This window comes from Mycolicibacterium nivoides, from assembly GCF_003855255.1.
GTDB classification, from domain to species: domain Bacteria; phylum Actinomycetota; class Actinomycetes; order Mycobacteriales; family Mycobacteriaceae; genus Mycobacterium; species Mycobacterium nivoides.
Genome location: NZ_CP034072.1, coordinates 671,550 through 688,542, shown reverse-complemented (window position 1 = coordinate 688,542; position 16,993 = coordinate 671,550). Strand labels below are relative to the sequence as shown.

Genomic DNA, 16,993 nt, shown 5'->3' with positions numbered 1-16,993 from the left:
TGATGACAGACGCAAAGCTGATGGATCTGTCCGGCAAGGTCGCGATCGTCACCGGCGCCGCACGCGGACAGGGTGAGGCCGAAGCGCGGTTGTTCGCCGCCCTCGGCGCCCGGGTGGTATTGACCGACGTCCTCGCCGAGGAGGGTGAGCGGGTCGCCGAATCGATCGGCGCCGCCGCCCGTTTCGTCCGCCACGATGTCGGCAGCGAAACCGACTGGCGCGTGGCGGTCGACACCGCGGTCACAGAGTTCGGCCGGGTCGACGTACTGGTCAACAACGCCGCCATCTGCAAGGTGGTGCCGCTGGCCGAGCAGGACACCGCCGGATTCGAGCAGATGCTGAGGGTCAACCTCATCGGCGCCTTTCTCGGGATCCAGGCCGTCACGGAACCGATGAAGGCCGCCGGCGGCGGATCGATCGTCAACATCTCGTCGCAGGCGGGCGTGCAGGGACTCGCCGGCTACACCGCATACGGCGCATCCAAGTGGGGCCTGCGCGGCATGTCGAAGGTCGCGGCAATCGAGCTGGGCCCGTTGGGTATTCGCGTCAACACTGTCTACCCCGGGATGATCGACACACCGATGATCGCCCACCTTGAGGTGGAACGCGGCCTCGGCGGCCATCCCGGTGCACCGCTCACGCGCGTCGGCACCCCCGAAGAGGTTGCTGACGTCGTCGCGTTCCTGGCCTCGGATGCGTCGTCGTACATCACCGGCGCGGACCTGACGGTCGACGGCGGCGCCAGCGCGGGCCGGATTCCGGTGACGCCGGCCCACACCAGCTGAACCCCAGGCGAGGTCCCCGGCCGCTCACGCCCCGGGCAGCACCAGGATCTTGACGTGCGCCTCGGGATCCCGCAGCGCCTCGAACGCGTCGCCCAGACCGCCCAGTCCGACGCGGCCCGTGATGATCGCCTCGGCGTCGATCTCGCCGTCGGCCAGCCGCTTCAGCACGGTCTCGTAGGCCTCGTGGTAGGGGCCGTGTCCGAAGTTGATCGCGATCTGCCGGAACTGGGCCACCACCGGGATGATCGTCTCGTCACCGAAAGGTGAAGCGACGACCTGGATCCGGGAACCGAACGGCAGAGTGTGGGTCAGGGTGTTAAGGGTGCCGACGCGCCCGCTGCACTCGTAGGCGATGAGGATGCCTGAGCCGCCCTTGCCCTCAGCCAGCATCGAGTTCCAGCGCTCGATCGGATCCTGCTCATCGGGGTCGACCACGATGTCGGCGCCCATCTTGAGGGCGAGCTCGCGGCGCTTGGGCGACGGCTCGGCGGCGATGACGGTGTGCGCACCATGCGCCTTGGCCGCCAGAATCGTACCGAGACCGATGGAGCCGCAACCGATCACCAGGGCGGCGTCGGTCTCGGTGAGGCCCGATTGCTGCACGTGCATCTCACCCACGTGCAGCGGTTCGGCCAGGGTCGCGTGTTCGAGCGACAGGCCGTCGGGCACCTTGCGCACCCAGAAACCGTCGACGACGATGAATTCGCCGAAGGCCCCGTGGTATTCGTTCGAATAGCCGATGATCGTCGGGATTCCGGTGTCGGCCTCGGTTGCGACGCCGATGCCCGCGACCCGGTCGCCCACCTCGAAATCGGTGACACCCGCGCCGCATTCGACGACCGTGCCGGCGTACTCATGCCCGAGCACGATGGGCTTGCTGTGGTCGAACACGGCGAGCGGGAACCCTCCGGCCGCCGCGACAGAGACGAACCGGCACGGATCCTTGGACATGCTCAGATCGCTGCCGCAGATGCCGCAGGCCGCGACCTTGATGCGCAGTTGTCCAGGCCCGGTGGCGGGTGGTTCGGTGACGTCGGTGACGGTGAACCGACCGTCGAAGTATTCGGCCGCGCGCATCACGCCCGCTGCCCGGCGAGCTGCTCGGCAGGCTGGCCGTAATAGTCGGTGTGCGCCTTGGTGATTGCGCCGATCAGGCCGCCGAGGAGGTACTCGCTGTTGTCCTCGGCGAACTGCAGGCTGGCCTGCCGGCCTGCGTTGCGCTTCTTGAAATGCGGTACCACTTCGGAGGCGAACAGTTCATAGCTGCGCTTGGTGTCCTCCCAACTGGCCATGTCCACATGCAGGATCAGCAGCGTGCCGAATCCGCCGGTCTTCTCGATGAGGCGCTCGATCTGTGCGATCGCATCTTCGGGCGTGCCGATGATCACCTGACCGAACTCGCCCAGGTTGTCGGTACGCCACTGGTTGATGATGCCCTCGGGTGTCTGCGCCCAGTCGGGGTGGATGCCCTGCTGCCGGTTGACGTATTCGGCGATGGCGTGGATCCGGCGGCTGACGGCCCGTTCGGCCTCGGCCCGGGTCTCGGCGATGAACATCGGATTGACCAGGCGCCAGGTGGAGCGGTCCGCCCGATGCCCGTTCGCTGCCGAAACCTGCTCGTACACACCCCAGTTGCGGTCCAGCACCTCGAATCCGCTCGGCGAGCTGGCGGCCAGTGACAGCAGGGACAATCCGTGCGTGCCGGCGAGCACCGACCCGTTCGGAGAGATGGTCGACGCGGTCGCCACCTCGACACCGGCCGGGTCGTAGGTGGGCAGCTGGGCCCGCGCATCGCGCAGCGTGAACCAGTCGGTCTCCATGTCGACGACCTCGCCGCGCAGCAGGCGCAGTACCGCCTCCAGTGCCTCACCCTGCATCCGGCGCTGGTCGATCGGGTCGATCCCCATCATGTGCGCGTCCAGCGGGATCTTGCCCGGGCCGGTGCCGACGATCAGCCTGCCGCGCGTCTGCAGATCGAGTTGGGTGATGCGGTCCGCGGTGATCAGCGGGTGGTGGTACGGCAGCGACATCACACCGGTGCCGAACCGGATGCGTTCGGTGCGTTCGGCCGCCGCCGCGATGAACACGTCTGGCGCAGGGACGGTTTCGGATCCGGTGGAGTGGTGCTCACCCATCCACGCCTCGTCGAATCCGAGATGGTCCAGATGTTCCATCAGATCGATGTCACGCCGCAACTGCAGTGCCGGGTCGGCGTTGAGGGGGTGATAGGGCGCCAGGAACGCCCCGAACTTGATCGAGCTCGAATTCCACATGCCCGGGACGCTATCTGGATCAACTGATTGGATCAAGTGATCCAGAAATTTTGCCGCGGAAGCTCCCGCTGGGTAGGACGGATCAGTCAGGAACCGAGGAGGCGATCGACTCCGCCGACGACGAAACACACGAGGTCTTCGTAGAAATCCCGCAGTTCGCCCTCGTCCAGCCGGCTACCGTTGCGGCGCCATTCGTCGGCCCGGCTCAGCGCTTGGATGAAGTTCATGATCGAGATGGCCCACCGCAGTTCCAGGCGGCCCGGATCCGAATCGGGAAACACCCGCTGGACCTGTGCGAACAATTCGTCGGGCAGGCGCTGCTCGGTATCGAGCAGCACCGGATTGTTCTCCTGCGAGATCTGCGCGATGATCTTGATCCAGCGCATGCCCCGGACGCGGTGGCGCAGCAGCAGTTTCAGGTACGGCTCGGTCACCGCCCGGACGAGAGCGTCGGGGCTGGGCGCAACCGGATCGGCCGCGAGCACCGCCACATTGGCGGCGATCTCGTCGCGCACCGGCGCACCGACGTCGGTGAGCACCGCGCGCAGCAGGTCATCTTTGGATCCGAAGTGGTAGTGCACCGACGCCGCGCCGAGGCCCGCGGCCGCGTTGACCGCCCGCACGGATACCGCATCCACCCCTTGGGCGGCGAACAGTCGTTCGGCAGCCTTCACCAGGCGCAGCCGGGTGGCCGCGCCCTGCCGATTCTGGGCCGCGCCGGACACGTGACGAGCATGTCACGTGCCGCACCGGCCGCTGAGCTGCGCTCTACCCCGACGGCGTGTCGGCCAACGGCGCGAACCGTCCCTGATCGTCGGGTTCGTAGACCGTGGTGGTCATCACAGCGTCTACCGGCAGCGGACCGTACAGATGCGGGAACAGCATCGCCTCGGGGTCCGTCGGAACCCCCGGCTCCCAGCGCACCGGATCGGTGAGCTTCGCCGGATCGATGTGCAGCAGCACCAGGTCGCCGCGTCCGGAGTAGAGCCGGTTCGCGGGCAGATGTACCTGCTCAGGAGCCGAGAGGTGGACGAAGCCCTGCACGCCGAGTGAGTCAGGGCGATGTTCGCCGCTCCGCTGAGCCGTCAGCCAGTCCTCGGCGCTGCACAAGTGAACCAGGACACGCGGCGATGGATGCATACCGTCAGCTTGCCTGTCCAGCAACACGGCGACCAAGTGAGACACGACACACCGGTGAACCCTTGGGGAACAAGGCCGGAATCCAAAACGTCTGACAGAGTAGACATACGCAATCACGACGACTTTGCCGAGATGCGCAGAGCAGAAGACGGAGGAGCCATGAACGCAACTCTGACAAGCCCGGAGCTAACCAGAGCCGATCGCTGCGATCGTTGCGGTGCGGCCGCACGCGTGCGCGCGAAGCTGCCTTCGGGGGCCGAGCTGCTCTTCTGCCAACACCATGCCAACGAGCACGAAGCCAAGCTGGTCGAGCTGGCCGCGGTGCTGGAAACCAGCACCGCAGACGCCTGACGGCCATCAGCCGTCGTCTCGGACACCACCCGCCTGGGCAGGAGCACGTTTCGTCAGTAATGCTTGACTGGTCATGACTGGCCAGCCGCTTCCAGTACCACCATCACGCCACCACATCTGGCACATCACTCGGCGCACGTTGTCGAAGAGCTGGGACGATTCCATCTTCTCGGAATCGGCGCAGGCGGCGTTCTGGTGCGCGTTGTCGTTGCCTCCCCTCCTGCTGGGGATGCTCGGCAGCCTGGCCTACATCGCGCCGTTGTTCGGGCCGGACACCCTGCCGACGATCCAGGACCAACTGATCAACGCGGCGAACAGCTTCTTCTCCCCCAACGTCGTCAACGAGATCATCGAACCGACGATCCGCGACATCGTGAAGGGCGCCCGGGGCGAGGTGGTGTCGGTGGGTTTCGTGATCTCGTTGTGGGCCGGGTCGTCGGCGGTGTCGGCATTCGTGGACTCCATCGTGGAGGCCCACGATCAGACACCGCTGCGGCATCCGGTGCGACAGCGCTTCTACGCGCTGGGCCTGTACGTGATCATGCTGGTCTCCGCGATCGGCTTGGCGCCGCTGCTGGCGCTCGGACCCCGGGCGATCTCCGAACACATCCCGGACAGCTGGGACAACGTGCTGCGTTACGGCTACTACCCGGCGTTGTTCCTGGCGGTGTTCGTCGGGGTGACCATCCTGTATCGGGTCTCGTTGCCCGCACCGATCCCGACGCACCGCCTGATGCTCGGCGCGGTGCTGGCCACCGTGGTGTTCCTGGTCGCCACGTTCGGGTTACGGATCTACCTGACCTGGATCACCAGCACCGGCTACACCTACGGCGCGCTGGCCACGCCGATCGCGTTCTTGCTGTTCGCGTTCTTCCTGGGTTTTGCCATCATGCTCGGCGCCGAACTCAATGCGGCCATTCAAGAGGAGTGGCCCGCGTCGGACACCCACGCCAGGAGACTGCGGGAATGGCTGGAGGACAAAGCCCTCAACGGCGGCGCCCAGGCACCGGTCGAACCCCGAGTGCCCGAGCCCCTGTCACCGCCCCGGCCGCCGCCCGCTTCGTGAGTTACTTCTTGAGCGATTCGTAGATCTTCTTGCAATCCGGGCACACCGGAGAGCCCGGCTTGGCCGATTTCGTCACGGGGAACACCTCGCCGCACAGCGCGACCACATGGGTGCCCATGACGGCACTTTCGGCGATCTTGTTCTTCTTGACGTAGTGGAAGAACTTGGGGGTGTCGTCGTCGGTCCCGTCGTCGACGCGTTCGTCGGTGTCCGGGCGCTCGATGGTCTGGGTCTGCATAGTTTTATTGTGCTCCTCACGTCCGCGGGTTTTTATTGTGCCTGGCTGCGGGGCATAGGGAAATCCGCCTGCCACCACGCGGTCCAGGTGTGGAACAGTAGAGGCATGAAACAAAGCCACGAGCTGAGTTTCGACGACGATTTCGGCGACGATTTCGGCAAGGAAGCCCGCCCGGTTCTCATCACCAAAGCCGCACCCTCCTACGAAGTGCAGCATCGCCAGCGTGTCCGCAAGTACCTGACGCTGATGGCCTTCCGCATCCCCGCACTCATCCTCGCCGCCGTCGCCTACAACATCTGGCAGAACGGGCTCATCTCGCTCGCGATCATCGTGGCGTCGATACCGCTGCCCTGGATGGCGGTGCTGATCGCCAACGATCGTCCCCCGCGCAGCGCCGAGGAGCCACGGCGTTACGCCGGTCACGGCGAGCGGATTCCACTGTTCCCCACCGCGGAGCGGCCGGCGTTACAGAAGGAACCGTTTGTGCCACCGCAACCGGACGCAGCGCGATCCGGCGACGATGACCCCGCCTGAGCGGCTTCTTTAGCTATTCTCAGGACATTCTCAGGTCGGTTCGGAAAAACCCCAGCTCAACGGGTATGAATCCGGGGATCGGCGGGAACTCTCATGGCGTCTACGACGTTGTAGATCATGACAGTTCGAGCTGATCAGGAGGCCGTCATGGCAAATGCCACCACAAGCCGCGTCGACAGTGATCTGGACGCCCAGAGCCCTGCCGCCGACCTCGTGCGCGTGTATTTGAACGGCATTGGCAAAACGGCGTTGCTCAACGCCGCCGATGAGGTAGAGCTCGCAAAGCGCATCGAGGCAGGCTTGTACGCCCAGCACGTGCTGAGCACCAAGAAGCGCCTGGGCGAGAACCGCAAACGCGATCTGGCCACTGTGGTCCGCGACGGAGAGGCAGCGCGCCGGCACCTGCTGGAAGCCAACCTCCGCCTGGTGGTCTCACTGGCGAAGCGCTACACGGGTCGTGGAATGCCGCTGCTGGACCTGATCCAGGAAGGCAACCTAGGTCTGATCCGCGCGATGGAGAAGTTCGACTACACCAAGGGCTTCAAGTTCTCCACGTACGCCACGTGGTGGATTCGCCAGGCGATCACCCGCGGGATGGCGGACCAGAGCCGCACCATCCGTCTTCCGGTCCACCTGGTCGAGCAGGTCAACAAGCTGGCCCGGATCAAGCGTGAGATGCACCAGAACCTGGGCCGCGAGGCCACCGACGAGGAACTGGCCGAAGAGTCCGGTATCCCGGTCGAGAAGATCAACGACCTGCTGGAGCACAGCCGCGATCCGGTGAGCCTGGACATGCCGGTCGGCACCGACGAAGAAGCCCCGCTGGGCGACTTCATCGAGGACTCCGAGGCGATGTCGGCCGAGAACGCCGTGATCTCCGAGCTGCTGCACACCGACATCCGCCACGTGCTGGCCACGCTCGACGAGCGCGAACAGCAGGTGATCCGGTTGCGGTTCGGCCTGGACGACGGCCAGCCCCGCACCCTGGACCAGATCGGCAAGCTGTTCGGCCTGTCCCGCGAGCGGGTCCGCCAGATCGAGCGTGAGGTGATGGCCAAGCTCCGCAATGGCGAGCGTGCCGATCGGCTCCGCTCCTACGCCAGCTAGTCCCTCCTGACGATGTGCCCCGCCGGTTTCCCGGCGGGGCACATCGCGTATCCAGGTGTTTCCGGTCATTTTTTGCCCATATGTCCTGGGGTTTTCCGCGATGATGTGACCTGCCCGACGCCCCTATGTTGCGCCGCAGTTCAGACGCCGGGAACGGTAGACTGTGCGGTGACGTTTGGGCTGGGAAGGCGCGCATGAACGATCTGGTCGACACCACCGAGATGTACCTACGAACGATCTACGACCTCGAGGAAGAGGGCGTGGTGCCGCTGCGTGCCCGCATCGCCGAACGGCTCGACCAGAGCGGTCCGACGGTCAGCCAGACGGTGTCGCGCATGGAGCGCGACGGCCTGTTGCACGTGGCCGGCGACCGCCACCTCGAACTGACGGACAAGGGCCGCGCCCTCGCGGTCGCCGTGATGCGCAAGCACCGGCTGGCCGAGCGGTTGCTCGTCGACGTGATCGGGTTGCCGTGGGAGGACGTCCACGCCGAGGCGTGCCGCTGGGAGCACGTGATGAGCGAGGATGTCGAGCGGCGCCTGGTCCAGGTGCTCGACAACCCCACCACCTCGCCGTTCGGCAATCCCATCCCGGGCCTGTCGGATCTCGGGGTCGGCGCGGCCGGCTACGACGATGTCAGCCTGGTCCGGCTCACCGAACTCCCCGTCGGGCTGCCTGTGGCGGTGGTGGTGCGCCAGCTCACCGAGCACGTGCAGGGCGACACCGAGCTCATCGGCCGGCTCAAGGATGCCGGCGTTGTGCCGAACGCCAGGGTCACCGTGGAGGCCAACGACCACGGCGGCGTGATGATCGTGATCCCCGGGCACGAACAGGTCGAGCTGCCCCATCACATGGCGCACGCGGTCCGCGTCGAAAAGGTCTAGCCGCTCAACCGGCCCTGCGCCGCCACGTCCGTCGTGGCGGTAACCGGACGCCGACCTGCTCGGCCAGCCGATACCCGGTGACCGCCAGCTCCCGGATCCGCTCCGGGCGCATCCCCGATTGCAGCGCGGAGTCGAGCATGCCGGCCATCCGGTGCGTCGGCCGCGCCCGCAACGCCGCATCCAGGGAAACTCCGGCCAGCGGGCCGTCACCACGCGCGTACGCCGAAAAAGCCAGCAGGACAAGAGCTTCCACCCGCCACGGGTCGGGAAGATTGCGGGCCAGCAGGGCCCACAAGGCTTCGGCCTGATCGGCGCACTCCCCGACCGCCAGCGCGTAGAGCGTGTCGCGGACCCGTGGATCGGCCAGCCCCACGGCCAGCTGCGCCAATTCGGCCACACCGGGTGCATCGCCCTTCGCCACCTGCAGGGCCGCTGTCATCGCGGCCTCGACATCCCGACGCACCTCGGCATCGGGGCGCGCCTCCGGGCACCCGGGCCGCTGTGTCACGAGCGCCAGCGGGCGCCTCATCGCGTCAGTGGCGACCGGGTCCGGCTGGATCACCCGCAGCAGTTCGTCACGGCTGGCGTAGAGCCGCCTGCCGTCCAGCACCGCGGCCGCCGCCAGTGGCGACGCACCGGGGTCGTCCACCCTCCCGTGTTCACCGCAGCCGTCGGCACAGCGCCAGAAACCACCGGCAGCCACCTTGTCCACGACATGCGCGGCATAGAGCTCGATGCCGTCGGCGGCCAGCGCCTGGTCCAGCATCGACGCCAGGTCGCGATAGCGGTCATCGCACGCCTGGCAGTCCGGGCTGTCCCCGTCCACGACTACCGCGATGACCGCGTCTACGCCGGCCGCGGCCGCGAGGCCGACCAGATGCTCGACGCATTCGGTCATGTCGTCTGCCAGATCGGCGCGCATGACGCAGCCCAACTCGCCCCGGTCGACCGTGACCAGGACGAGGCTGCGGTGCGGCACGAATCCGAGCACTGCGGGTAGCGCGGCGATCAGCGCACCGGGACGGGTGAGGTGGAAGTCGAACTCTGGCGAGGATGGCGATGGCGTTGTCATGGCCCGACCGTGCCAACCGGAGCCGTCACGGGCCGTCGCCCGAACCCGCCGGTTGCCGCCGGCTGGGGATGGACTCCGCGCTGGGGATAACCCGAGGCATTTGTTCATCCGGTATTCGGTCTCGCCGACATGCGAGAAGGCGGCAACCGGCGTAAATAGTTTTCCCATGGGTTCGATGCAGGAGTACGACCTCGTCGTCATCGGTTCGGGTCCCGGCGGTCAACGCGCCGCCATCGCCGCGGCCAAGCTCGGCAAGTCCGTTGCGGTGATCGAGCGGGGCATGATGCTCGGCGGGGTGTGCGTCAACACCGGCACCATCCCGTCCAAGACGCTGCGCGAGGCGGTCGTCTACCTGACCGGCATGAGCCAGCGCGAGCTCTACGGCGCCAGCTACCGCGTCAAGGACAAGATTACCCCGGCCGATCTGTTGTCCCGCACCCAGCACGTCATCGGCAAGGAGATCGACGTCGTGCGGTCCCAGCTGATGCGCAACCGCGTCGAGCTCTACACCGGCCACGGCCGGTTCTCCGACGACCACACGATCGTCGTCGAGGATCCCGGTCGCGCCGAACTCGTCACTGTCCGTGGACGTTTCATCGTCATCGCCACCGGGACCAAACCGGCCCGGCCGGCCGGGGTGACATTCGACGAGGCACGCGTGCTCGATTCCGACGGCATCCTCAATCTCGCTACTCTGCCCACCTCGATGGTGGTGGTCGGGGCCGGGGTGATCGGCATCGAATACGCGTCGATGTTCGCCGCCCTCGGCACCAAGGTCACCGTCGTCGAGAAACGCGACGACATGCTGGAGTTCTGCGATCCCGAGATCATCGAGTCCCTGCGCTTCCACCTCCGCGACCTCGCGGTGACGTTCCGGTTCGGCGAAGAGGTGACCGCTGTCGACATCGGTACCTCGGGCACGGTGACCACCCTGGCCAGCGGCAAGCAGATCCCCGCCGAGACCGTGATGTATTCGGCTGGGCGCCAGGGGCAGACCGAACATCTCGATCTGGCCAACGCCGGCCTGGAAGCCGACAGCCGCGGCCGCATCTACGTCGACGACAACTTCACCACGAAGGTGGACCACATCTACGCGGTCGGCGATGTCATCGGCTTCCCGGCGCTGGCCGCGACATCGATGGAGCAGGGCCGGTTGGCCGCCTACCATGCCTTCGGCGAGCCCACCAAGGCGATGATGAGCCTGCAACCGATCGGCATCTACTCGATCCCGGAGGTGTCCTTCGTCGGGGCCACCGAGGTGGAGCTGACCAAGGACTCGATCCCATATGAGGTGGGCGTATCCCGGTACCGCGAACTGGCCCGCGGCCAGATCGCCGGCGACTCCTACGGGATGCTCAAACTGCTGGTGTCCACCGAGGACCTGCGGGTGCTGGGCGTGCACATCTTCGGCACGAACGCCACCGAGATGGTGCACATAGGGCAGGCCGTGATGGGTTGCGGCGGCACCGTCGAATACCTCGTCGACGCGGTGTTCAACTATCCGACGTTCTCAGAGGCGTACAAGGTCGCGGCGCTCGACGTGATGAACAAGCTGCGCGCGCTCAACCAGTTCCGGTTCTAGCAGTCGGATTCGAGTGCGGCGGGCGCGGCGTCGCCGGGTCCGCCTGCCTCGGCCCGGACCAGTAACCGGGCGATCCGGTCGTCGAAGTGCGGCGAGTAGGACACGTCGTCGTCGCATCCTCCCCCGTCGAGTCCGCCGACCAGACCGGTCACCGTCGACCCGGAAACCCACGGGGAACCACTGAAACCGTCGGTCAGGCCCGCGCAGGCCAGAGACGGGAACCCCTGCGGTGACCATTCGGTCGCGCCGCGACACGCCAGTGGGCTGCCGCCCTCGCCCATCGGGTAGCCGGTCACCGTCACCGGAACACCCGGCGCGGGCGCCGAACCCAGTGTCAGCCCGCCCCCGGCCGCCGCGAGCAGACTCACCCCGGAGCCGCCGGTGACCCGCACGATGGCGTAGTCGGCTTGCGGATCCTGCTCGGCGAGCCAGCGCGGGTCCAGATACACCGTGCTGACATGCCAGGTATCACCACCGCTGGCGTCGAACCCGGGGACGAATGTGGTGTCGACACCGTCGAGTAGACAGTGCGCAGCCGTCAGGATCAGATTGCCGGACGCGCTGGCCAGAACAGATCCGCTACAGGTGTGCGTCGTGGTGTCGCCGAGGAACAGCGCACCGACCCGCCGGTCCGGCGTCACCGACTCGGCCCCGGCCTGCGACAACGGGCTGGCCGCCACCGGCGGACTGCTCGGCGGGGCCGAGGTGGGGGCGGTTCCGCCGCCTGCGGTCATGGCGCCGGGACCGGTGCACGCCGCGACCCCGGCAGTCATCGCTGCCGCCGCGACTGTGAGCTTCACCATCCGGGTCACCTGCATCATCACGATTTTGCCTGATCGTGGGGATATCCGCCGGAATGCCGAACCCGTCCCGGCGCGTTCGCACGCACTAGCGGGGCGGAACGACCCCCAGCCCGGGTATGCGGGACACTAGATGGCATGGCGGTAGGCCGTCACAGCGTCCTGCCGCAGCGAGGAGACGAAGCGAGATGACCGACAGCACCGACACCCCAGACCAGCACTACCAGCCCGATCAGAGCGGTATGTACGAGCTTGAGTTCCCGGCGCCGCAGCTGTCCTCCTCGGATGGCAGTGGCCCGGTACTGATCCATGCCCTGGAGGGGTTCTCGGATGCCGGTCACGCCATCCGGCTCGCCGCCGAGCACCTCAAGGACACCCTCGACACCGAACTGGTGGCCTCCTTCGCCATCGACGAGCTGCTCGACTACCGGTCCCGCAGGCCGCTGATGACGTTCAAGACCGACCACTTCACCAGCTACGAAGAACCCGAGCTGAACCTGTACGCGCTGCACGACGACGTGGGCACGCCGTTCCTGCTGCTGGCCGGCCTGGAACCGGACCTGAGGTGGGAGCGGTTCATCACCGCGGTGCGGCTGCTCTCCGAGCAGCTCGCGGTGCGGCGGGTGATCGGCCTCGGCACCATCCCGATGGCGGTGCCGCACACCCGCCCCGTCATGCTCACCGCGCACGCCAACAACAAGGAACTGATCGCCGACCACACCCCCTGGGTCGGCGAAGTCCAGGTTCCGGCGAGCGTCTCCAACCTGCTCGAGTTCAGGATGGCCCAGCACGGCCACGAGGTGGTGGGTTACACCGTCCACGTCCCGCACTACCTGGCCCAGACGGCCTATCCACCGGCCGCCGAGGCCCTGCTGGCCGAGGTGGCCCGGACCGGTTCGCTACAACTGCCGCTGGAGAAGCTGTCCGAGGCCGGTGCCGAGGTGTACGGCAAGATCAACGAGCAGGTAGAGGCCAGTGCCGAGGTCGCCCAAGTGGTGACCGGGTTGGAGCGCCAGTACGATGCGTTCGTTGCCGCACAGGAGAATCGGTCTCTGCTCGCGCGTGACGAGGAGCTGCCCAGCGGTGACGAGCTGGGAGCCGAGTTCGAACGGTTCCTCGCCCAGCAGACCGGTGACAAGTACAAAGACGACAAGTACAAAGACGGACGAGATGGCTTCGGCGACGGATTCCCGACCGGCGACAACCACTCATAGGAGCCCGATGGCGGGCCGAGAGCGAGGTTGACCAGCATGACCGAGCGCAAACCCCATCTGCGGACCGTTCGCGAGCTCACCCCGACGCTCGAGTACCGCACGATCCACGGTTACCGGCGGGCCTTCCGGGTCGCCGGATCAGGTCCGGCGATCCTGCTGATCCACGGCATCGGCGACAACTCGACCACGTGGCACACCGTGCAGTCGGCGCTTGCGCAGCGGTTCACCGTGATCGCCCCGGATCTGCTCGGCCACGGCAGCTCTGACAAGCCGCGGGCGGACTATTCGGTGGCGGCCTACGCCAACGGCATGCGCGACCTGCTCAGCGTGCTCGACATCGACAGGGTGACCGTGGTCGGCCATTCCCTGGGCGGCGGCGTGGCCATGCAATTCGCCTACCAGTTCCCGCAGTTGGTCGACCGCCTCATCCTCGTCGGCGCCGGCGGGGTCACCAAGGACGTCAACGTGGCGTTGCGGGTCGCCTCCCTGCCGATGGGCAGTGAGGCCCTGGCGCTGCTGCGGCTTCCCCTGGTGCTGCCGGCGATGCAGCTGGCCGCCCGCGCCGCGGGCGCAATGCTGGGCTCAACCGGTCTCGGGCATGACATTCCGGACATGGTGCGTATCCTGGCCGATCTGCCGGAGCCGACGGCATCGGCGGCGTTCGCCCGGACTCTGCGTGCCGTGGTGGACTGGCGTGGCCAAGTGGTCACCATGCTGGACCGCTGTTATTTGACCGAATCTGTTCCCGTGCAACTGATCTGGGGCGACTCCGACTCGGTGATCCCAGTCGGCCACGCCCGGATGGCCCACGCCGCGATGCCCGGTTCCCAGTTGGAGATCTTCAAGGGATCCGGGCATTTTCCGTTCCACGACGATCCCGACCGCTTCGTCGAGGTGGTCGAACGCTTCATCGACACGACCGAACCGTCGGTCTACGACCAGGATCGGCTCCGCGCCCTGCTGCGCAGCGGACGGACCGAATCGGCGATGACCGGGCCGTTCGATACCCAGATCGCGGTGCTCGACGCGATGGACGCCGACGAACGCAGCGCGACCTGACCTTCTACCCGAACGGGGTCTCGTCGCGGTCCGCCCGGGGAGGGTGGGCGGCGACGTAGCATCGGACCATGGCCATCGACGTCACCGTGTTACGCGTGTTCACCGACTCCGACGGCAAGTACGGCAATCCGCTCGGCGTCGTCGACAACAGCACCGTCGCCCCCGGCGACCGGCAACGGATCGCGGCCGAATTGGGTTACAGCGAAACCATATTCATCGATCTGCCGCAGCCCGGCGGCAACTCGGCCAGTGCTCACATCTTCACCCCGGTCGCCGAGCTGCCGTTCGCAGGGCACCCGACGGTCGGTGCCTCGTGGTGGCTGCGCGAAACAGGGCTGCCGGTCCACACCCTGCGAGTGCCCGCGGGAATCCTCCAGGTGGAGTACGACGACGATCGCGCCGTCGTCAACGCCCGCTCGGAGTGGGCACCGGAGTTCGCCATCTACGACCTGGCCTCGGTCGACGAGTTGCTCGCCGCCGATCCCGACGATTTCACCGATGCCGACGAGAACTACCTGTGGGCCTGGATCGACGAGGCGAACGGCACCTTGCGATCGAGGTCGTTCGCCCCGCACCTGGGGATCCCCGAAGATGAGGCCACCGGCGCGGCGGCGGTGCGGATGACCGACTATCTCAGCCGGGATCTGACGATCATCCAGGGCAAGGGCTCGGTGATCGAGACCCGCTGGAGTCCGGAGGGCTGGGTTCGCCTGGCCGGCCGCGTCGTCAACGACGGCACCTCCCGACTGGACTGAACCGGGACCGAACCCGGGCCGGATTACGCCTCGGCGCGGTGGGCCCGCAGGGCCTCGATCTCGCGCTCGAAGTCTTCGGCTGACGAAAATGACCGGTACACCGAGGCGAATCTCAAGTAGGCGACCTCGTCGAGTTCGCGAAGCGGTCCGAGTATCGCCAGGCCGACCTCGTGACTGGGGATCTCGGGTGTGCCCAGTCCGCGGACGGCGTCCTCGACCTTCTGTGCAAGTACGTTGAGGGCGTCGTCATCGACCTGCCTGCCCTGACAGGACCGACGTACCCCGCGGATGACCTTCTCGCGGCTGAACGGCTCGGTCACCCCGCTGCGCTTCACCACGGCCAGCACGGCCGTCTCAACAGTGGTGAATCGGCGTCCGCATTCAGGGCAGGACCGCCGGCGCCGGATGGCCTGTCCCTCGTCGGTCTCGCGGGAATCAACCACACGCGAATCAGGGTGACGGCAGAACGGACAATGCATTACCGCTCCTTCGTCATGCCGCCGGACAACTAGCTCGAGCGCCCTTGAGCGTACCCGCGTTGCCCGCGGGAGACTCACCGCCGGGTGCAGTGGGGTGTAGGTGCTCAAGCCGACGCCGGCCAGTGTGGCTGGCAGCCAGGACGATTCAGCGGACATCGCACTGCTCAGCCAACCGGGGCGAGCAGCGTCTGCCCTGCGTCGATCGCCACCGAGTCGAGCTGGTTGAGATCGCGGATCTGCTCGACGACCCGGGCCACCGGAGCATCCGGGGCGACGCGCCGGGCCACCTGCTGCAGCGTCTCCCCCGACTTCACCTGGACCACGGCCAGTTCGGTCGGCGTCGGAGTCTCGGCGCCCACGACCCCGCCGAGTTGTGCCACCAACCCCAGCCACACGGTGATGCCGGCGGCGACGAGAGCCAACAGGACCGTGGTCAACGGCGTGATGGGCCGGCTGCGATGAGACGCCCGCGACATCAGTACGCCGGTTCCGCGGTATCGGACCGCACCGATGTCGGGACGGGACGGCGCGGGCCGCTGGACCCGGCGTACCGGCCGCGGCGCGGCGGCGCCGAACTGGGCGCGGGCGCGGGGCGGCTGCGACTTCTGCGTGGCCCGAACAGCGCTGGAACGGCTATCGGCGGGGATATCGATGATCGCCATCTGACTGCCTTTCGGTGGGTCGTGTTCGCTCTTGTGTTCGAACATAGTCGCTCATGTGTTCGATGGATAGAACATGTGATCGAACTGTTGCCAAACGATAGAACGGACCACCGACAAGTTCGGGCCGCGAAGCCCGCGCACGACCCGCGCCAGGCCCCTCGTGAGCCCCTCGCGCATCCCACCAGCGGACACGCGCGCAACACGCGTCGAACACATGTTTGATTAATGTTCGACCAGCGACTACATTCGGCCTCATGAGCGACGACCGCAGCAGGGACGGCAGCATCGACAGCCCGGCCGGATCGGACAGCGCGGGCCCACGCCGGGCCGAGGGCGGCCTCACCGACCGGCAACGGACCATCCTCGACGTGATCCGCGCGTCGGTGACCAGTCGCGGCTACCCGCCCAGCATCCGCGAGATCGGCGACGCGGTCGGCTTGACCTCGACCTCATCGGTCGCCCATCAGTTGCGCACCCTCGAACGCAAGGGCTACTTGCGGCGCGACCCCAACCGGCCGCGTGCCGTCGACGTGCGCGCCTCCGACGATCCGGCGGCCGCAGTGGTGTCCACCGATGTGGCCGGCTCCGACGCGTTACCCGAACCGACCTTCGTGCCGGTGCTGGGGCGCATCGCCGCGGGTGGTCCCATCCTGGCCGAGCAGGCCGTCGAAGACGTCTTCCCGCTGCCCCGCGAACTGGTCGGCGAAGGCTCGCTGTTCCTGCTCAAGGTCGTCGGAGACTCGATGGTCGACGCCGCGATCTGCGACGGCGACTGGGTGGTGGTGCGCCAGCAGAGCGTGGCCGACAACGGCGACATCGTGGCAGCCATGATCGACGGCGAAGCCACCGTCAAGACATTCAAGCGGACGCGCGGTCAGGTCTGGCTCATGCCGCACAACCCGGCGTACGACCCGATCCCGGGCAACGACGCCGCGGTGCTCGGCAAGGTCGTCACCGTGATCCGCAAGATCTGACCAGCCGAGATCGGGCCC

20 protein-coding genes are annotated in these 16,993 nt (G+C 67.0%); 11 read left to right on the top strand and 9 right to left on the bottom strand.

Translation table 11 applies throughout. From position 1 onward, the window contains the following. Positions 1–2: 2 nt before the first annotated feature. Positions 3–785 carry a glucose 1-dehydrogenase gene (locus tag EH231_RS03425; RefSeq protein ID WP_205866489.1) on the top strand — a complete coding sequence of 261 codons (783 nt, stop codon included), beginning with the start codon at positions 3–5 and terminating at the stop codon, positions 783–785. Positions 786–809: 24 nt separating this feature from the next. Here EH231_RS03425 and EH231_RS03420 read toward each other — a convergent pair whose 3' ends face one another. The 4 genes from EH231_RS03420 to EH231_RS03405 form a co-directional block, all read right to left on the bottom strand. After that, on the bottom strand, positions 810–1,862 hold the full coding sequence (locus tag EH231_RS03420) for an alcohol dehydrogenase catalytic domain-containing protein (protein WP_124711874.1): 1,053 nt from the start codon (positions 1,860–1,862) through the stop codon (positions 810–812). Further along, positions 1,862–3,058 carry an LLM class flavin-dependent oxidoreductase gene (locus tag EH231_RS03415; RefSeq protein WP_124711873.1) on the bottom strand — a complete coding sequence of 399 codons (1,197 nt, stop codon included), beginning with the start codon at positions 3,056–3,058 and terminating at the stop codon, positions 1,862–1,864. The genes EH231_RS03420 and EH231_RS03415 overlap by 1 nt, the downstream gene beginning before the upstream one ends. 86 nt (positions 3,059–3,144) lie before the next feature. Continuing rightward, positions 3,145–3,783 carry a TetR/AcrR family transcriptional regulator gene (locus EH231_RS03410; RefSeq protein WP_124711872.1) on the bottom strand — a complete coding sequence of 213 codons (639 nt, stop codon included), beginning with the start codon at positions 3,781–3,783 and terminating at the stop codon, positions 3,145–3,147. A 43-nt stretch (positions 3,784–3,826) separates the two neighbouring features. Then, the gene (locus EH231_RS03405; RefSeq protein WP_090426122.1) at positions 3,827–4,198 is read right to left on the bottom strand and encodes a DUF952 domain-containing protein; all 372 of its coding nucleotides are present in this window, start codon (positions 4,196–4,198) and stop codon (positions 3,827–3,829) included. 159 nt (positions 4,199–4,357) lie between these two features. Between EH231_RS03405 and EH231_RS03400 the strand changes: the two genes are divergently transcribed. Both EH231_RS03400 and EH231_RS03395 read left to right on the top strand, forming a co-directional pair. Beyond that, the gene (locus EH231_RS03400) at positions 4,358–4,549 is read left to right on the top strand and encodes a DUF7455 domain-containing protein (protein WP_036444951.1); all 192 of its coding nucleotides are present in this window, start codon (positions 4,358–4,360) and stop codon (positions 4,547–4,549) included. A 73-nt stretch (positions 4,550–4,622) separates the two neighbouring features. Continuing rightward, positions 4,623–5,615 carry a YihY/virulence factor BrkB family protein gene (locus EH231_RS03395; protein ID WP_090425305.1) on the top strand — a complete coding sequence of 331 codons (993 nt, stop codon included), beginning with the start codon at positions 4,623–4,625 and terminating at the stop codon, positions 5,613–5,615. A gap of 1 nt (position 5,616) precedes the next feature. On the opposite strand, the gene EH231_RS03390 is transcribed toward EH231_RS03395, so the two are convergent. Further along, positions 5,617–5,853 carry a DUF3039 domain-containing protein gene (locus tag EH231_RS03390; protein ID WP_044517849.1) on the bottom strand — a complete coding sequence of 79 codons (237 nt, stop codon included), beginning with the start codon at positions 5,851–5,853 and terminating at the stop codon, positions 5,617–5,619. An 87-nt stretch (positions 5,854–5,940) separates the two neighbouring features. Between EH231_RS03390 and EH231_RS03385 the strand changes: the two genes are divergently transcribed. From EH231_RS03385 to EH231_RS03375, 3 genes are all read left to right on the top strand, one after another. Then, positions 5,941–6,387 (top strand): DUF3099 domain-containing protein, encoded by a 447-nt coding sequence (locus tag EH231_RS03385; protein ID WP_241178099.1) that lies wholly within the window; start codon positions 5,941–5,943, stop codon positions 6,385–6,387. A 117-nt stretch (positions 6,388–6,504) separates the two neighbouring features. Next, positions 6,505–7,494: a sigma-70 family RNA polymerase sigma factor gene (locus tag EH231_RS03380; protein ID WP_273545707.1), complete on the top strand. Its 990-nt coding sequence runs from the start codon at positions 6,505–6,507 to the stop codon at positions 7,492–7,494. A gap of 194 nt (positions 7,495–7,688) precedes the next feature. Further along, positions 7,689–8,378 carry an iron-dependent transcriptional repressor DtxR gene (locus EH231_RS03375; RefSeq protein WP_055113255.1) on the top strand — a complete coding sequence of 230 codons (690 nt, stop codon included), beginning with the start codon at positions 7,689–7,691 and terminating at the stop codon, positions 8,376–8,378. Positions 8,379–8,382: 4 nt separating this feature from the next. On the opposite strand, the gene EH231_RS03370 is transcribed toward EH231_RS03375, so the two are convergent. Continuing rightward, complete coding sequence (locus tag EH231_RS03370) at positions 8,383–9,450, bottom strand: DUF4192 domain-containing protein (protein ID WP_124711870.1); 1,068 nt, start codon at positions 9,448–9,450, stop codon at positions 8,383–8,385. Positions 9,451–9,616: 166 nt separating this feature from the next. On the opposite strand from EH231_RS03370, the gene sthA reads away from it, so the two are divergent. Beyond that, complete coding sequence (sthA, locus tag EH231_RS03365; protein WP_090425301.1) at positions 9,617–11,032, top strand: Si-specific NAD(P)(+) transhydrogenase; 1,416 nt, start codon at positions 9,617–9,619, stop codon at positions 11,030–11,032. On the opposite strand, the gene EH231_RS03360 is transcribed toward sthA, so the two are convergent. Further along, complete coding sequence (locus EH231_RS03360) at positions 11,029–11,853, bottom strand: trypsin-like serine peptidase (protein WP_090425300.1); 825 nt, start codon at positions 11,851–11,853, stop codon at positions 11,029–11,031. The genes sthA and EH231_RS03360 overlap by 4 nt on opposite strands. A 167-nt stretch (positions 11,854–12,020) precedes the next feature. Here EH231_RS03360 and EH231_RS03355 point away from each other — a divergent pair, with 167 nt between their 5' ends. The 3 genes from EH231_RS03355 to EH231_RS03345 all read left to right on the top strand — a co-directional run bounded on the left by EH231_RS03355 (position 12,021) and on the right by EH231_RS03345 (position 14,860). Next, on the top strand, positions 12,021–13,046 hold the full coding sequence (locus EH231_RS03355) for a proteasome assembly chaperone family protein (protein WP_124711869.1): 1,026 nt from the start codon (positions 12,021–12,023) through the stop codon (positions 13,044–13,046). A 36-nt stretch (positions 13,047–13,082) separates the two neighbouring features. Further along, complete coding sequence (locus EH231_RS03350; RefSeq protein ID WP_090425299.1) at positions 13,083–14,105, top strand: alpha/beta fold hydrolase; 1,023 nt, start codon at positions 13,083–13,085, stop codon at positions 14,103–14,105. Between the two features lie 68 nt (positions 14,106–14,173). Continuing rightward, positions 14,174–14,860 (top strand): PhzF family protein, encoded by a 687-nt coding sequence (locus tag EH231_RS03345; RefSeq protein ID WP_124711868.1) that lies wholly within the window; start codon positions 14,174–14,176, stop codon positions 14,858–14,860. A gap of 23 nt (positions 14,861–14,883) precedes the next feature. Here the strand turns inward: EH231_RS03345 and nrdR are convergent, their stop codons facing one another. Together nrdR and EH231_RS03335 are read right to left on the bottom strand one after the other, a co-directional pair. Beyond that, positions 14,884–15,339: a transcriptional regulator NrdR gene (nrdR, locus tag EH231_RS03340; RefSeq protein ID WP_019348288.1), complete on the bottom strand. Its 456-nt coding sequence runs from the start codon at positions 15,337–15,339 to the stop codon at positions 14,884–14,886. A gap of 164 nt (positions 15,340–15,503) precedes the next feature. Continuing rightward, a complete protein-coding gene (locus EH231_RS03335) occupies positions 15,504–16,001 on the bottom strand; it encodes a LysM peptidoglycan-binding domain-containing protein (protein WP_124711867.1) in 498 nt (165 codons plus the stop codon). Between the two features lie 254 nt (positions 16,002–16,255). Here EH231_RS03335 and lexA point away from each other — a divergent pair, with 254 nt between their 5' ends. Further along, positions 16,256–16,975, top strand: a complete 720-nt coding sequence (lexA, locus tag EH231_RS03330) for a transcriptional repressor LexA (RefSeq protein WP_090425297.1) — start codon at positions 16,256–16,258, stop codon at positions 16,973–16,975. Positions 16,976–16,993: the final 18 nt, after the last annotated feature.

Excerpts from the sequence above, each read along its gene's own strand:
- EH231_RS03425 (WP_205866489.1), top strand. The coding sequence starts at position 3 with ATGACAGACGCAAAGCTGATGGATCTGTCCGGCAAGGTCGCGATCGTC.
- EH231_RS03420 (WP_124711874.1), bottom strand. The coding sequence starts at position 1,862 with ATGCGCGCGGCCGAATACTTCGACGGTCGGTTCACCGTCACCGACGTC.
- EH231_RS03415 (WP_124711873.1), bottom strand. The coding sequence starts at position 3,058 with ATGTGGAATTCGAGCTCGATCAAGTTCGGGGCGTTCCTGGCGCCCTAT.
- EH231_RS03405 (WP_090426122.1), bottom strand. The coding sequence starts at position 4,198 with ATGCATCCATCGCCGCGTGTCCTGGTTCACTTGTGCAGCGCCGAGGAC.
- EH231_RS03400 (WP_036444951.1), top strand. The coding sequence starts at position 4,358 with ATGAACGCAACTCTGACAAGCCCGGAGCTAACCAGAGCCGATCGCTGC.
- EH231_RS03395 (WP_090425305.1), top strand. The coding sequence starts at position 4,623 with ATGACTGGCCAGCCGCTTCCAGTACCACCATCACGCCACCACATCTGG.
- EH231_RS03390 (WP_044517849.1), bottom strand. The coding sequence starts at position 5,853 with ATGCAGACCCAGACCATCGAGCGCCCGGACACCGACGAACGCGTCGAC.
- EH231_RS03380 (WP_273545707.1), top strand. The coding sequence starts at position 6,505 with ATGACAGTTCGAGCTGATCAGGAGGCCGTCATGGCAAATGCCACCACA.
- EH231_RS03375 (WP_055113255.1), top strand. The coding sequence starts at position 7,689 with ATGAACGATCTGGTCGACACCACCGAGATGTACCTACGAACGATCTAC.
- EH231_RS03370 (WP_124711870.1), bottom strand. The coding sequence starts at position 9,450 with ATGACAACGCCATCGCCATCCTCGCCAGAGTTCGACTTCCACCTCACC.
- sthA (WP_090425301.1), top strand. The coding sequence starts at position 9,617 with ATGGGTTCGATGCAGGAGTACGACCTCGTCGTCATCGGTTCGGGTCCC.
- EH231_RS03360 (WP_090425300.1), bottom strand. The coding sequence starts at position 11,853 with ATGATGCAGGTGACCCGGATGGTGAAGCTCACAGTCGCGGCGGCAGCG.
- EH231_RS03355 (WP_124711869.1), top strand. The coding sequence starts at position 12,021 with ATGACCGACAGCACCGACACCCCAGACCAGCACTACCAGCCCGATCAG.
- EH231_RS03350 (WP_090425299.1), top strand. The coding sequence starts at position 13,083 with ATGACCGAGCGCAAACCCCATCTGCGGACCGTTCGCGAGCTCACCCCG.
- EH231_RS03345 (WP_124711868.1), top strand. The coding sequence starts at position 14,174 with ATGGCCATCGACGTCACCGTGTTACGCGTGTTCACCGACTCCGACGGC.
- nrdR (WP_019348288.1), bottom strand. The coding sequence starts at position 15,339 with ATGCATTGTCCGTTCTGCCGTCACCCTGATTCGCGTGTGGTTGATTCC.
- EH231_RS03335 (WP_124711867.1), bottom strand. The coding sequence starts at position 16,001 with ATGGCGATCATCGATATCCCCGCCGATAGCCGTTCCAGCGCTGTTCGG.
- lexA (WP_090425297.1), top strand. The coding sequence starts at position 16,256 with ATGAGCGACGACCGCAGCAGGGACGGCAGCATCGACAGCCCGGCCGGA.